Below are 15,040 nucleotides of genomic sequence, written 5' to 3' on the forward strand. Positions count from 1 at the left end.
GAAAGAGGCGTAAGGTGAAAGTAGGTACTCACGATCCATGATGGTGAAGAAAAACAAAGGTTTGAACTGAAGTGGTGCATGCGATGCTTTGCTAATAAATGACCTTGGGCTGCAATAAAGTTGTCATGTTTGGGCTATAAGTTGTGCGACGTAAATTGGCGATGCCAAATGAATAAGCTGAATTGATCAGCGATTTGGCGCACAACTTAACCTGTAGATTGGAGAACCATGTCAAGAGCAGTAAACCCAGCTGATGAAGTGATCATTAAGCTGCTACAAAACCAAGGCTTAATCAAAAGCGAAGCTGAGGCTCGTTTAAAAGATGAGGTGTACCGCTTGCACCCGCATGAAATTGAAAAAGTAAAAAACTACGATCAGCACTTTGGTATCAATGCCAAAGAGAAATTGATTGATGAGATCTTAGATCTCCGACGTGAAGCATTGATCAAGAAAATATCCCGCCCAGAGGCTACGGCTAGCCAGTAAATGGCTTTAAACGTGCCAAGGCATTTGATCTCCCCTTAGTGTGTAAAAGTAAGTAAATAAGAGACACAAAGTGGGTGAGTGGTTTGACTCTTATTGAAAGTCGTTTTAGTTTTCGAACCGATCAATCTTTGTCATGAATGAGTGTAGATAGCGGGATATGGATTCAATCACACAAGCAGCATTAGGGGCGACCGTTGCTGGCGCGATCGCAGGTAAGCATTGCAATGCCAAGGTACTGCTGATGGGCGCGGCTCTCGGTACCTTGCCAGATCTGGATGTGATTCTGGACTACGGTGATGCGGTTCAGAACACGATTAAGCATCGTGGCTTTACGCACTCTTTACTGGTGTTGCCTCCTTTTGCGTTGCTGATTTCTTGGCTTTATTGCCGCTGGCGACCTGATTCTTTCTGGACGGTATCACGAGTGTTTTTCCTCACAGTCAGTGTATTCGTGACGCATACCTTACTGGATGCAATGACGACGTATGGCACTCAGCTTATTTGGCCATTTGAGGGCTATTTTGAGCTACGAAACGTGTTCATTATCGATCCGCTTTACACCTTGCCGCTGTTGCTGGCGATCGGTGTGGCACTGTTTTCTAAATCTCGCGGTGGACGCTGGTGTCAGAGCGTGGTGCTTATCTCTACGCTTTATCTCGGTTGGGGATACGTTTCTCAACAAATGGTTGCTTCTCGTGTCGAGCAAAACTTAGCTGCTCAGAACTTACCGAACCAGCAAGTGCTGATTACACCAACGCCGTTTAACACGTTTTTATGGCGTGTGGTGGTGATGGATGATGGTCAATATTACGAAGGTTTAGCGTCGGTATTAGACAGTGATGAGCGCATTGATTTTGTGACGCATCCGCTTGGCAGTTGGCCAATGGCAGACAAGCCAGATACGCTGAAAGGTTTAAAGGCTTTTTCTCACGATTACCTCAACTATCGCGTGGAAGATGATGCTCTGATTGTGACGGACTTGCGTTTGGGTATGTCTAACAATCTGTCGTTCGAGTTTATCTTTGCTGAGAAAGGTGAAGATGGGCAGTGGCAGCTATTAGAATCGACCCAACGTTATCCGAGTGAGCGCAGTTTAGATTTGCTCGGTCAGCTTTGGGAGAGACTGAAGGGTGACCAGAGTATTGATGCGAATCTGCAGCGTATGGCGTTGAGTGCACGTTCTTAGTTTACGTGTATGAGATCCCCAACTCGCTCGTGTCTCGCTCTTGAGGATGACGATACTAGAGATGGGAGTGACGATGTTGATGTTGTGAGATGTCTCAAGCGTGTCATTCCCGAGAGCGACGAAGGAGCGCAGGCGGGAATCTCTTGCCAACACAGAATTACAGTGAGTACTGGATTAGATCCAGAAAAAAAGCCGGACGCGATGTCCGGCTTTTTGCTATTTAACGTTGGGCTGCAGCCTATGCCGCTAACACTGGAACGCCACTGTGGAATTTGAAATCTTCATCCGGTGTTGAAATTAGCTCAGCTTCAAGGCGGCCAAACTCCGCGACGCGCTCGCTAATGTCTTTGCCTGCGATTTGCTCTGCCAAAATTAAGTAATCTTGGTAATGGCGTGCTTCTGAACGCAGCAGAGAAACGTAGAACTTCGCGATGTCGTCGTCCATATGCGGAGCCAGTTTTGCAAAACGTTCACACGAGCGAGCTTCGATGTAGGCACCGATAATGAGCTTATCAATCAAGGTTTCAGGCTCATGCGTCTTCATTTCAGAAATTAGCGTTTTCGCGTAGCGGCTTGCTGGAATGTTCTTGTATTCCACGCCACGGCTTTCCATGATTTCTAGTACTTGATAGAAGTGGTGTAACTCTTCTTTGATCAGCAGAACCATTTTGTCGATCAGATCTTGGCTGTAAGGCGAGTCTGATTTAGCGATGATGGCTTTAGAAATATTGCTCTTACCTTTCAGAGTCTCAAGGGAGCCTGTCTTACGGTACGCGAAGTCCTCATAGGGTTTGAACCAATCGAGTAGAGCGTGTGAGCTGGCTTTGTCTACGGCGTATTTACGGATAAGGAACATCGCCGATTGGCCAGCTTTCAGTTCACACAGTAGATGGTCTAATAAAATGGTTTGAAGGTTTTCAGGCTTCTTTGCTTCCTCAACCCATTCATCTGGGGTGCTGCATTGCAAGAATTGGTTAATTGGAGCAAGAAGGTCCTGATAGGCGTCGAGATTAATCATTTTAATTTTTAATACTTTACATTCAAATTTCGGTTTATCCAGCCAGCGTCTTTTCAAAGGGATAAGACACAAAAAAGGCTGCAAACGCAGCCTTTAATCGGATAGGGCGGAAAGCTTGTGGAGAGTTTACCACTTTTTCTTCTCGCCGAAGAGCGCATCCATATCACTGTCACGTTCTTTATCGGCAAGTTGCTGCATTTCAGCGTCGTTTTTGTCTTGGCGTTTCTTATCTAGGTCACCAAGCATATCTTCAAGTTTTTGTTTCGCTTGAATCGAGTATGCGTCGTTTTTGGTGCTCAGCGCATCGATGCCTTTACGAAGCAGCTGTAGAGCAGTGCCAGGCTGACCGCGGGCAATGGAATCGTTCGCACGCTTAATGACGTTCTCGATGTTGATGCGGATTTGCATCGTTTCCAGACGCGCATTTTCCGTTACGTAAGTTTGTGTATCCAAACGGCCTTTGTTGTGTTCGTTACGAACCGTATCACGCAGACGTTTAACCAGTTTTAGCATTAGGATTGCTTGCTTGTCGCTGCTTGGCATTTTGAACGTCGTACTTTCGCCGCTTTGATTACTTTCTTTAAGTTGAGTAATTTGCTGCTTCATGTTCTCGATGCGTTGGACAAGCTGTTTGTTCTTTGGATCCAGCTCGCGCATGCTCTCAAGTGCATCAAGAATGCGATTGTTTAGGCACAGCAGTAGGTCCTTGCTGAAAGGAATATGGTGAGCGTGACCAATAAGCTCTTCGGTACCGTCAATCAGTGTCACGTAACGAGCAGACTCCTGTCTTTTCGCGGTCTCTACTTTCACCTTGTACTGCAACATGATGTTGTACCCAAGGATCAAGACCAGTAGAACGGCTACCAAAATGACTATTAAACCAGTATTCATATCTTTGCGTCTGCTTTTTACTTTTGTATGACTAGCGATAGAGAATACATGAATCTTCTCTCTCCCGGCACCCTATTTATTTGATTATTTTGCCCCAAACACGTTTTCCGTCGGATTTAAGCAGAGAATACGGTGAGCTGTAAAAAAAAGCGGATTTTAAAGGTTCAACTTTGTGCATATGAAGCCGAGATAAGTGATTAGCTATGAGCTTGAGCTATAAGTTAGAAATTACTGTTCATTTAGTTGCTAACACGTTATAACTAATCATTATATCTACTCGGGCGAGTAGGCAAGATAAGTATGACGTTATTATCTCAATCAATGAGTAAGGGATTACGATGAAACTGCAACAACTGAAGTATATTGTTGAGGTTGTGAACCATAATCTGAATGTGTCTGCGACAGCAGAGAGTCTTTACACTTCTCAGCCGGGCATCAGTAAACAAGTCCGTTTGCTGGAAGATGAGCTGGGCATTCAGATCTTCGAACGAAGTGGTAAACACTTAACGCAGGTGACACCCGCCGGTGAAGAGATCGTGCGAATTTCTCAAGAGATTCTGGCGCGCGTGGAAAGCATTAAAGCCGTGGCAGGTGAGCACACTCACCCAGAAATGGGCACGCTGAACATTTCTACCACGCACACCCAAGCTCGTTACGCACTTCCTGACGTAATCAAAGGCTTTACGGCTCGTTACCCGAAAGTGTCGCTGCACATGCACCAAGGTACGCCTTCACAGATGTCTGAAGCGATTGCCAAAGGCACGGCGAACTTTGCGATTGCAACTGAAGCGCTTCATCTTTACCAAGATGCCATCATGTTGCCTTGTTACCACTGGAATCGTTCTATCGTGGTACCAAAAGATCACCCATTGGCGAAGAAAGACGTAGTCACGATTCATGACTTGGCGGCTTATCCGCTGGTGACTTACGTGTTTGGCTTTACTGGTCGTTCTGAGCTGGATACCGCATTTAACCGTGAAGGTTTGACGCCACGCGTGGTGTTTACCGCAACGGATGCCGACGTAATCAAAACTTACGTTCGTATGGGCATTGGTGTTGGTGTGATTGCGAGCATGGCGGTAGATGAAGACCAAGACGGCGACTTGGTTGCCATTGATGCAAGCCACTTGTTTGGCGCAAGTACCACAAGCATTGGCTTCCGCCGTGGTACCTTCCTGCGTTCTTACATGTTCGATTTCATGGAGCGCTTTGCTCCACACTTAACCCGTCCTGTGGTTGAACAAGCGATTTCACTGAAGTCGAACTCAGAAATTGAAGAGATGTTTAAAGACATCGAACTTCCGGTTAGATAACACTTCATTGCTGTTTCGATTCCCTCTACAATGCGCTCGTTGTAGGGGGAGCTATGAAAACGCAATTTCAATTTATTAATGACTACTTAATCGAAAATCAATCGTTGTGGCGATTTGATCCATTTCAAAGCAGCCTTCACGCATCGTTACCTTGGCAAGCGCAACATCCCCAGTTGTGCCAGTGGTTAGCGTCTCTTTCTCCCTCTCAAATCGAAGAATACAAAGCAGAACCTGAGCTTGCTTTACAGGCGCTTAGTCCTTTTTTGCCAGAACTTGAAACGCTCGCTGAACTGACGCATTTAGAACCTCTAGCGTTAAACGGCTTAGAGCTTGCTCGCGGATTAGACAGTGGCATTCCTGGCCGTAAGTTGGAGCAAATTAGCTCTATGGGCGAAGCGGCGATTCAACATCATCACGGTGAAGAATGGCTAGAGTGGTGTTCAGGTAAAGGATACTTGGGACGCATCCTGACAACGCAAACTGATCAGCCTGTCACTAGTTTTGAATACCAACAAGCGCTGTGCGACTCGGGGCAACAAGCGGCGAATGAGCATCATTGGAAAATGACGTTTATTCAAGGTGATGCGTATAATAGCCAAGCCAAAGCGGTGTTTAAGCCAACCCAACACGCCGTGGCATTACACGCGTGTGGTGATCTTCATGTTCGTTTGATGCAGTACGGCAGCGAAAACGGCATTGCTGCGATGACAATCTCGCCTTGTTGTTACCATTTGATTCAGTCTGAGCAGTATCAGCCGATGTCGGAGCATGGCAGAGCGTCTTCTCTCTCGCTGTCTAAGCAAGAGCTGCGTATTCCGCTACAGCAGACTGTGACGGGGGGTGAACGTGTACGCCGTCATCGACAGCAAGAAATGGTGTTTCGTTTAGGGTTTGATTTGATCACGCGACAAGCTTTGGGCATGGAAGGATATCAGCCAGTGCCAAGCATTCGTAAGTCGCAATTAAGTGATGGTTTTGAATCGTTATGTCGCTGGGCAGCGGAACAGAAGGGCATCGATCTTTCTCAAGAAATCGACTTCGATCATTTTGAAAAGTTAAGCGAACAGCGCTTTTGGCAAATGGAGCGTTTGAGTCTGGTCCAGTTGGTATTTCAACGTCCGTTGGAGATTTGGCTCGCTTTAGACAAAGCACTTTATCTTGAAGAACGTGGTTATCGTGTTAGATTGGCAGAGTTTTGCGCTAAATCTGTCACACCTCGAAACATTTTAATTTGCGCTTATAAGATTTAGATCTTTTTTATAGCTAAATGCTCTATGCAAAAAAGCCCACTTTCTAGTGGGCTTTTGTAAACAAAACGTGACAATTTATGCGTTATTTTGTCATTAGTTGAACATTGCGATAGCTTGCGCTGGTTCAACGTATTCTAGGTCAAAGCTCTCAGCAACTTCTTTGCAAGTCACTTTACCGTGGATAACGTTTAGGCCTTCAAGGAAACCTTTGTCTTCTAGAAGTGCTTCACGGTAGCCTTTGTTTGCTAGCTTCACGATGTAAGGAAGCGTTGCGTTGTTCAGTGCAAATGTTGAAGTACGAGCAACTGCACCTGGCATGTTTGCTACACAGTAGTGAACTACTTCGTCAACGATGTAAGTTGGTTCTGCGTGCGTTGTAGCGTGAGAAGTTTCGAAACAACCACCTTGGTCAATCGCTACGTCAACGACCGCCGCGCCTGGCTTCATCTTAGCGATGTGCTCTTTTGTTACCAGTTTAGGTGCTGCTGCACCCGGGATTAGAACTGCGCCGATCACTAGGTCTGCTTCTAGAACATGCTTCTCGATAGCGTCTTCAGTAGAATAAACCACTTTAGCGCGACCTTGGAATTCTTCGTCTAGTTTACGTAGTGTATCTACGTTACGGTCTAGGATAGTCACGTCTGCACGAAGACCTACAGCCATACGAGCTGCGTTCGCGCCAACTACGCCACCGCCAACTACAACAACTTTCGCAGGCTCAACACCAGGTACGCCACCTAGTAGTAAACCACGACCGCCGTGCGATTTTTCCAACGTTTGCGCACCTGCTTGAATAGACATCCGACCTGCCACTTCTGACATTGGTGCTAACAGTGGCAAACGACCCATATTATCTGTTACAGTCTCATACGCTATACAGACAGCTTTGCTCTTGATTAGCTCATCAGTTTGTGGAAAATCTGGTGCAAGGTGTAAATAGGTAAATAAAATCTGCCCTTCGCGGAGCATTGCTCGCTCGACAGCTTGGGGTTCTTTTACTTTTACAATCATATCTGCTTTCGCAAACACGTCTGTAGCAGTAGGAAGAATGGATGCGCCTACAGCGATGTAATCATCGTCTGAAAAACCAATGCCAGCACCTGCATTGGTCTCAACTAAAACTTGGTGACCATGTGAGATAAGTTCTCTCACGCTAGCTGGGATCATACCCACACGGTATTCGTGGTTCTTGATTTCCTTAGGTACGCCAATGATCATCCTGTGTCCTCTTTCTAAAATGGTTGTATTAACTGTTTGTAGGGTGTTATTGTCGAATTAATATCTAGTATAGATGTTGATTTGTAATATTTGGCACCAAATATTAAAAAGTTGTAGTATATTTTTTTGCAAGGAAGTAATAAGGTGGAATAAAAAATGGCAGAGAACTATAAGAAGCCGTCCAAGGAACTAGACCGTATCGACCGCAACATTCTTAATGAACTGCAGAAAGACGGTCGTATTTCGAACGTTGAACTTTCAAAACGTGTAGGACTATCTCCAACGCCGTGTTTGGAGCGTGTGCGTCGCTTAGAGCGTCAAGGTTACATCACAGGGTACACTGCGCTATTAAACCCGCAGTTCCTAGATGCATCACTATTGGTATTCGTAGAAATTACGTTGAACCGTGGTGCGCCAGATGTGTTCGAGCAGTTTAACGCAGCTGTTCAAAAACTAGACGACATCCAAGAATGTCATCTAGTGTCAGGTGATTTCGACTATCTTCTAAAGACACGTGTATCTGATATGGGTGCTTACCGTCGACTACTGGGCGATACGTTACTGCGTCTTCCAGGCGTAAACGACACTCGCACCTACGTCGTTATGGAAGAAGTGAAGCAAACTAACCAGCTTGTGATTAAAACTCGTTAAATTCTTGCAAAGAAAGCGGTAAATGCTTCCGCTTTCTCCATAGAGTAATTGGGTTTTTCTCTTTGATATGGTTAAATCAATTTACCGAGCGGCTTTGTGCCGCTCGGAATGTTTTGCTTATTCCTAATTCATTTCCATATTCAAGTTGATTTATGTTCAAAGAGAACGCAAAGAAAGTCGAAACCATTATCAAAACCAGTGAAGAGCCTCAGTCTTCACGTCTAAATGGCTTCCAACGCTTAAAAGAGTGCTGCTTTATCGTTGGCGTTCTTAGCTCGGTATTGTTGGCCGTTGCACTATTTACCTTTAGCCCAGCCGATCCGTCTTGGTCCCAAACTGCTTGGGGCGGAGAGATCAATAACGCTGGTGGCTTGTTCGGCGCTTGGTTAGCCGACACGCTATTCTTTACCTTCGGTTCCCTCGCGTACCCATTGCCATTCCTGCTGACGGCAGGTGCATGGGTGATTTGCCGTAAGCGCTCCGAAGACGATCCTATCGAACTTATGTTGTGGGGTACTCGTCTATTAGGTTTAGTTATCCTTATTCTTACCAGTTGTGGTCTTGCTGATATCAACTTTGACGACATTTGGTACTTCTCGTCTGGTGGCGTTGTTGGTGACGTACTAACCAGTCTGTCTCTACCTACACTGAATGTGCTGGGTACAACGCTTGTGCTTCTTTTCCTATGGGGAGCAGGTTTTACTCTATTTACGGGTATTTCTTGGTTGAAGATTGTTGAGTGGCTGGGTGACCGTGCACTTGGTGCTGTTGCCGCTGTTACAAACAAAGCTCGTGGCACTGAACAAGAAACGCTTGAGCCTCAGTTGGATGAGTTTGCAGAAGACCGAGTGATGAGCAAGCGTGGTAAAGAGGAGCTGGAAGATGAGCCTCTGCCGCACCTTACTGCTTACGAAGTAGAAGAGCCGAAAGAAGAAGCGCCTGCACATGAATACCCGATCTACATGCCACAATCGGCGGTAGAGCAATCTAACGTAGACAAATCGAAACAGCAGCCAGCCGCGCAACCTATTGTGCAGCCAACGCAACAAGCGGCAGCTGTGAACGCAGCGCCGATTCAGGCTCCAGTTCAGTCTCAGGTTCAAGAGCAAGCTCAAATTGTTGAGCCTGTTCGTACCGTAAACACAGACAATGTTGACCCAACGGTTGAGCGCACCAAGCAGCTGAACGTCACCATTGAAGAATTAGAAGCCGCAGCGCAACAAGCCGATGATTGGGCTGATGAAGCGCCGCAAACTCAAGAAGCACAAGAGCCAGCGGTTGCTCCTATTGCGGCTCAGCCTGAAGCAACGCAGCCTGTTTCTCAAGAAGTGGTTCCTCAGCCTGCAGTTGCTCCGCAAGAGGTTGGCCAGCAAACTGCTCATCAACCGGCAGCGCCACAAGAACCGTTTGTACAGTCTGAACCAAGCGTTGTGGAATCGTACGATAACGAGCCAAGCTACGATGAGTATGCTCAATTCGAAGCAGAGCAGGCTCAACAGGCGCAAGTTGCTCAAGAGCAAGCGCCAGTTCAAGCGCCAATCGAACAGCCAACCACAGAGCAACCTTCACATGAAGAACCTGTGATTAACGCTGCAGCACTGGATAATATTGTTGAGCAAACTGAGCCAAGCCAGCACATCGAACCAACTATTTCGAACTTCGATGTTGTAGATGAAGAGGATGCCTACCAAGCGCAGCAGCCTGTTCAACAAGCTCAGCCTACTTATGTAGAGCCGCAACAACCCGTTTCTCAGCCTCTACAACAGTCTGTACAAGAACAACCTATGCAGCAGCAAGTCGCACCGCAACCACAATCGGTAGCGCCGGCGCCTTCTGCTACGTTTGAACCTGCACCTCAAGCAGTCGAGGTAGAAGAGGTTCAAGACGGCGATCAAGATGTCGCAGCATTCCAAAACTTGGTATCGAATGCTCAAGCGAAAGTGGCTGCTCAGCAGAACCCATTCTTGGTGCAGCAAGAGCAAAACTTGCCAGTACCAGCAGAACCACTACCAACGCTAGAATTGCTTTACCACCCAGAGAAGCGCGATAACTTTATCGATCGTGATGCTCTGGAAGAGGTGGCGCGTTTGGTTGAAACCAAGCTTGCAGATTACAAGATCAAAGCGGACGTTGTCGGTATTTACCCAGGCCCTGTTATCACTCGATTCGAGCTTGATTTGGCGCCAGGCGTGAAAGTAAGCCGCATTTCTGGCTTGTCTATGGACTTGGCTCGTGCGCTGTCTGCAATGGCGGTACGTGTAGTAGAAGTGATTCCGGGCAAACCTTATGTCGGTCTAGAGTTGCCTAACATGAGCCGTCAGACGGTATTCTTGTCTGATGTAATCAGTAGCCCTCAATTTGAACAAGCAACGTCCCCAACAACGGTCGTTCTTGGTCAAGATATCGCCGGTGAAGCGGTGATTGCAGATATCGCGAAAATGCCTCACGTACTGGTAGCGGGTACAACTGGTTCTGGTAAGTCAGTAGGTGTGAACGTGATGATCTTGAGTATGCTTTACAAAGCATCGCCAGAAGATCTGCGTTTCATCATGATCGACCCGAAAATGTTGGAGCTTTCAATCTACGAAGGTATTCCTCATCTACTTTCTGAAGTAGTAACGGACATGAAGGACGCGTCTAACGCACTACGTTGGTGTGTGGGCGAGATGGAACGTCGTTACAAACTGATGTCGGCATTGGGCGTACGTAACGTGAAAGGCTTCAACGAGAAGCTTAAGATGGCTGCAGACGCAGGTCACCCAATTCACGACCCATTCTGGCAAGAAGGCGACAGCATGGACACTGAGCCGCCATTGCTTGAGAAACTGCCTTATATCGTTGTGGTTGTCGATGAATTTGCCGACCTAATGATGGTGGTAGGTAAGAAGGTTGAAGAACTGATTGCTCGCTTGGCGCAAAAAGCGCGTGCGGCAGGTATTCACTTGATCCTTGCGACACAGCGTCCATCGGTTGACGTTATTACCGGTCTGATTAAAGCGAACATCCCAACGCGTGTGGCGTTTACTGTATCTACGAAGACGGACTCACGTACTATCCTTGACCAAGGCGGTGCAGAATCGCTATTGGGTATGGGTGATATGCTTTACTTACCACCGGGCTCAAGCCATACGATCCGTGTTCACGGTGCGTTTGCATCGGATGATGATGTTCACGCGGTTGTAAACAACTGGAAAGCTCGTGGTAAGCCAAACTACATCGATGAGATCATCAGTGGTGACCAAGGTCCAGAAAGTCTGCTTCCGGGTGAGCAGATGGAATCGGATGAAGAAGTGGATCCATTGTTCGATCAAGTCGTAGAGCACGTAGTGCAATCGCGTCGTGGTTCGGTTTCTGGTGTACAACGTCGATTCAAGATCGGTTACAACCGAGCGGCTCGAATTGTTGAGCAGCTTGAAGCGCAAGGCATCGTAAGTGCTCCGGGCCATAATGGTAACCGTGAAGTACTGGCTCCTGCGCCACCAAAAGATTAATGAACTTGTGTTACTCACCTCAGTCCAACTGAGGTGAGTGGTTCTAACAATAGGTATCTGAATGAAAAAACTATTTTCAGCGAAACTTTTCTCTGCGCTTGTTTTAAGCTTTTCTCTCTTCTCTACTGCACACGCCGCGTCTCCTAAAGATGAATTAAACAAACGCCTATCGATGAACGATGGCTTCAGTGCGGATTTCTCACAACAGGTGATCAGCCCTGAAGGCGAAACAGTGATGGAAGGGGAAGGCACGGTTGAAATCGCTCGCCCAAGCCTGTTCCGTTGGAGCACAACATTCCCTGATGAAAACCTATTGGTTTCTGACGGTAAAACATTGTGGTACTACAGCCCGTTCATCGAGCAAGTGAGTATCTACTGGCAAGAACAAGCAACAGAGCAAACGCCATTTGTTTTGTTAACACGTAACCGCGCAAGTGATTGGGATAACTACAAGATCTCCCAAAAGGGTGACCAGTTCACGCTTATTCCTACCGCGGTAGACTCCACACAGGGGCAATTTCAGATTAATATTGATGCCAAAGGTGTGGTGAAAGGCTTCAACGTGGTTGAACAAGACGGTCAGAAAGGCTTGTTCACCTTTAATAACGTGAAGCTTGGAAAACCAAAAGCAGACAGATTCACATTCACTATTCCTAATGGCGTGGAAGTGGATGACCAAAGGAATTAATTGGTAGTGAGCAATTACACATTAGATTTCTCGGGGGACGAAGATTTTCGTCCCCTTGCTGCTCGTATGAGACCGGAAACGATCGAACAGTACATCGGTCAGCAGCACATTTTAGGTCTCGGTAAGCCACTACGCCGTGCGCTAGAGGCTGGTCATATTCACTCTATGATCCTTTGGGGACCGCCAGGCACTGGCAAAACGACATTAGCGGAAGTGGCTGCAAACTATGCTAACGCAGAAGTTGAGCGTGTGTCTGCAGTGACGTCTGGCGTGAAAGAAATTCGTGCTGCAATCGAGAAAGCGCGTGAGAACAAAATGGCGGGTCGCCGCACCATCTTATTTGTGGATGAGGTGCATCGCTTCAACAAATCTCAACAAGACGCGTTTTTACCGCATATCGAAGATGGCACAGTTACCTTTATTGGTGCGACGACAGAAAACCCATCGTTTGAGTTAAACAACGCATTGCTGTCACGTGCACGTGTTTACAAGTTAACGTCTCTCGATAAAGACGAAATCTCACTGGCGCTGAATCAAGCGATCAGTGACAAAGAGCGTGGGCTGGGGAATACGCCTGCACACTTCGCTGATAACGTATTAGATCGCTTAGCAGAACTGGTAAACGGTGATGCGCGCATGTCTCTCAACTACCTTGAGCTGCTATACGACATGGCAGAAGACAATGCACAAGGTGAAAAAGAGATCACACTTAAGTTGCTTGCGGAAGTAGCAGGGGAGAAAGTCTCTCGCTTCGATAACAAAGGCGACATTTGGTACGACTTAATCTCTGCTGTACACAAGTCGATTCGTGGCTCTAACCCTGATGCCGCGCTTTACTGGGCTGCACGTATGATCGCAGCAGGTTGCGACCCTTTGTACATTGCTCGCCGCCTACTGGCGATTGCCTCTGAAGATGTGGGCAATGCGGACCCTCGTGCAATGCAAGTGGCACTTTCCGCTTGGGATTGCTTTACTCGTGTTGGTCCGGCAGAAGGTGAGCGCGCTATTGCACAAGCGATCGTGTACTTAGCATGTGCACCAAAAAGTAATGCGGTATACGTGGCGTGGAAGCAAGCGCTCACAGATGCTCATAACTTACCTGAATATGAAGTGCCGCATCACCTTAGAAATGCACCGACCAGTTTGATGAAAGATATGGGTTATGGGGCAGAGTATCGTTATGCTCACGATGAGCCTGGCGCTTACGCCGCAGGTGAGGAATATTTGCCGCCTGAAATGGGCGATCGTAGGTACTATCAGCCGACAAATCGTGGTCTAGAGACCAAAATCGGCGAAAAGTTAGATTACTTGGCTACTTTAGACGCAAATAGCCCACAAAAGCGCTATGAAAAGTAGGCGTTTTTGGATACATTTGTTCAGTAAATTTTTTTAACGCGCACGCCTTGGAAAGTGCGCGTGATTTCACAACAAAAAGCATAGGATTAACAATGCTGGATTCTAAATTACTTCGTACAGAGCTGGATGAAACAGCTGCTAAACTGGCGCGTCGTGGCTTTAAGCTAGACGTAGAGACTATTCGTAAACTTGAAGAACAACGTAAGTCCATTCAAGTAGAAGTAGAAAATTTACAATCCACGCGTAACTCCATCTCCAAGCAAATCGGCCAAAAAATGGCGGCTGGCGACAAAGAAGGCGCAGAAGAGATCAAGAAACAAATCGGTACTCTAGGTAGCGATCTTGATGCGAAGAAAGTTGAACTTGAGCAAGTAATGGCTCAACTAGACGAATTCACGCTTTCTGTACCAAACATCCCTGATGATGAAGTGCCAGATGGTAAAGATGAAAACGACAACGTTGAAATCTCTCGTTGGGGTGAGCCTAAGACTTACGACTTCGAACTAAAAGACCACGTTGACCTAGGCGAAATGGGTGGCGGTCTAGACTTCGCAAGCGCAGTTAAAATCACTGGTGCACGTTTCATCGTGATGAAAGGCCAATTTGCTCGTCTACACCGTGCAATCGCTCAGTTCATGCTGGATCTTCACACTGAAGAGCACGGCTACACAGAAATGTACGTACCTTACCTAGTAAACTCTGACAGCCTATTCGGTACTGGTCAGCTTCCTAAGTTTGGTAAAGATCTTTTCCACACTGAGCCGCTAGTAGAAAAAGTAAACGACGAAGAGCCACGTAAACTGTCTCTAATCCCTACTGCAGAAGTACCTGTAACGAACCTAGTTCGCGACACGATTTCTGACGAAGCGGATCTACCACTTAAGATGACAGCTCACACACCATGTTTCCGTTCAGAAGCAGGTTCTTACGGTCGTGATACTCGTGGTCTGATTCGTATGCACCAGTTCGACAAAGTTGAGCTAGTACAAATCACTAAGCCAGAAGATTCAATGAACGCGCTAGAAGAGCTAACAGGTCACGCTGAGAAAGTTCTACAACTTCTAGAACTTCCTTACCGTAAAGTGGTTCTATGTACAGGTGACATGGGCTTCGGCGCTCGTAAAACTTACGACCTAGAAGTTTGGGTTCCTGCTCAAGAAACTTACCGTGAAATCTCTTCATGTTCTAACATGTGGGACTTCCAATCTCGTCGTATGCAAGCACGTTTCCGTCGTAAAGGCGAGAAGAAACCTGAGCTTGTACACACGCTTAACGGTTCTGGTCTTGCTGTAGGTCGTACAATGGTTGCTATCCTAGAAAACAACCAAGAAGCGGATGGCCGCATTGCAATCCCTACAGTACTTCAGAAGTACATGGCAGGCGCAACGCACATCGGTTAATTCATTAACCACTAGAACACCAAAACCCAGCCTCAGTGCTGGGTTTTTTGTTATCTGCGTCGAGTGAAAATACGTTGTTATGTAATTAGCAC

12 protein-coding genes are annotated in these 15,040 nt (G+C 46.8%); 9 read left to right on the top strand and 3 right to left on the bottom strand.

Features of this window, described 5'->3' with window-relative positions; translation table 11 throughout:
• Nucleotides 1-228: 228 nt before the first annotated feature.
• A complete protein-coding gene (locus KIO97_RS06605; RefSeq protein ID WP_010646166.1) occupies nucleotides 229-486 on the top strand; it encodes a hypothetical protein in 258 nt (85 codons plus the stop codon).
• A gap of 157 nt (nucleotides 487-643) precedes the next feature.
• Complete coding sequence (locus KIO97_RS06610) at nucleotides 644-1,672, top strand: metal-dependent hydrolase (protein WP_285381619.1); 1,029 nt, start codon at nucleotides 644-646, stop codon at nucleotides 1,670-1,672.
• 238 nt (nucleotides 1,673-1,910) lie between these two features.
• On the opposite strand, the gene KIO97_RS06615 is transcribed toward KIO97_RS06610, so the two are convergent.
• A complete protein-coding gene (locus tag KIO97_RS06615; protein ID WP_005528870.1) occupies nucleotides 1,911-2,690 on the bottom strand; it encodes a tRNA isopentenyl-2-thiomethyl-A-37 hydroxylase MiaE in 780 nt (259 codons plus the stop codon).
• Between the two features lie 126 nt (nucleotides 2,691-2,816).
• Nucleotides 2,817-3,581, bottom strand: a complete 765-nt coding sequence (locus KIO97_RS06620) for a hypothetical protein (RefSeq protein WP_038889536.1) — start codon at nucleotides 3,579-3,581, stop codon at nucleotides 2,817-2,819.
• A gap of 338 nt (nucleotides 3,582-3,919) precedes the next feature.
• On the opposite strand from KIO97_RS06620, the gene cysB reads away from it, so the two are divergent.
• Together cysB and KIO97_RS06630 are read left to right on the top strand one after the other, a co-directional pair.
• Entirely contained in the window at nucleotides 3,920-4,894 is a 975-nt protein-coding gene (cysB, locus tag KIO97_RS06625) for an HTH-type transcriptional regulator CysB (protein WP_005425353.1), read from the top strand.
• Nucleotides 4,895-4,947: 53 nt separating this feature from the next.
• A complete protein-coding gene (locus KIO97_RS06630; RefSeq protein ID WP_285381622.1) occupies nucleotides 4,948-6,144 on the top strand; it encodes a methyltransferase in 1,197 nt (398 codons plus the stop codon).
• A gap of 93 nt (nucleotides 6,145-6,237) precedes the next feature.
• On the opposite strand, the gene ald is transcribed toward KIO97_RS06630, so the two are convergent.
• Nucleotides 6,238-7,362 (bottom strand): alanine dehydrogenase, encoded by a 1,125-nt coding sequence (gene ald / locus KIO97_RS06635; protein ID WP_005528864.1) that lies wholly within the window; start codon nucleotides 7,360-7,362, stop codon nucleotides 6,238-6,240.
• Between the two features lie 156 nt (nucleotides 7,363-7,518).
• On the opposite strand from ald, the gene lrp reads away from it, so the two are divergent.
• From lrp to serS, 5 genes are all read left to right on the top strand, one after another.
• Nucleotides 7,519-8,013 carry a leucine-responsive transcriptional regulator Lrp gene (lrp, locus tag KIO97_RS06640; RefSeq protein WP_005528862.1) on the top strand — a complete coding sequence of 165 codons (495 nt, stop codon included), beginning with the start codon at nucleotides 7,519-7,521 and terminating at the stop codon, nucleotides 8,011-8,013.
• Between the two features lie 152 nt (nucleotides 8,014-8,165).
• Entirely contained in the window at nucleotides 8,166-11,504 is a 3,339-nt protein-coding gene (locus tag KIO97_RS06645) for a DNA translocase FtsK 4TM domain-containing protein (RefSeq protein WP_285381624.1), read from the top strand.
• A gap of 61 nt (nucleotides 11,505-11,565) precedes the next feature.
• A complete protein-coding gene (gene lolA, locus KIO97_RS06650) occupies nucleotides 11,566-12,192 on the top strand; it encodes an outer membrane lipoprotein chaperone LolA (protein ID WP_005431005.1) in 627 nt (208 codons plus the stop codon).
• Nucleotides 12,193-13,548, top strand: a complete 1,356-nt coding sequence (locus KIO97_RS06655; protein WP_285381627.1) for a replication-associated recombination protein A — start codon at nucleotides 12,193-12,195, stop codon at nucleotides 13,546-13,548. It abuts the gene before it with no gap.
• A gap of 92 nt (nucleotides 13,549-13,640) precedes the next feature.
• On the top strand, nucleotides 13,641-14,948 hold the full coding sequence (serS, locus tag KIO97_RS06660; protein ID WP_285381629.1) for a serine--tRNA ligase: 1,308 nt from the start codon (nucleotides 13,641-13,643) through the stop codon (nucleotides 14,946-14,948).
• Nucleotides 14,949-15,040 lie beyond the last annotated feature (92 nt).

It is taken from the genome of Vibrio sp. B181a (assembly GCF_030248375.1).
Lineage (GTDB): Bacteria > Pseudomonadota > Gammaproteobacteria > Enterobacterales > Vibrionaceae > Vibrio > Vibrio campbellii.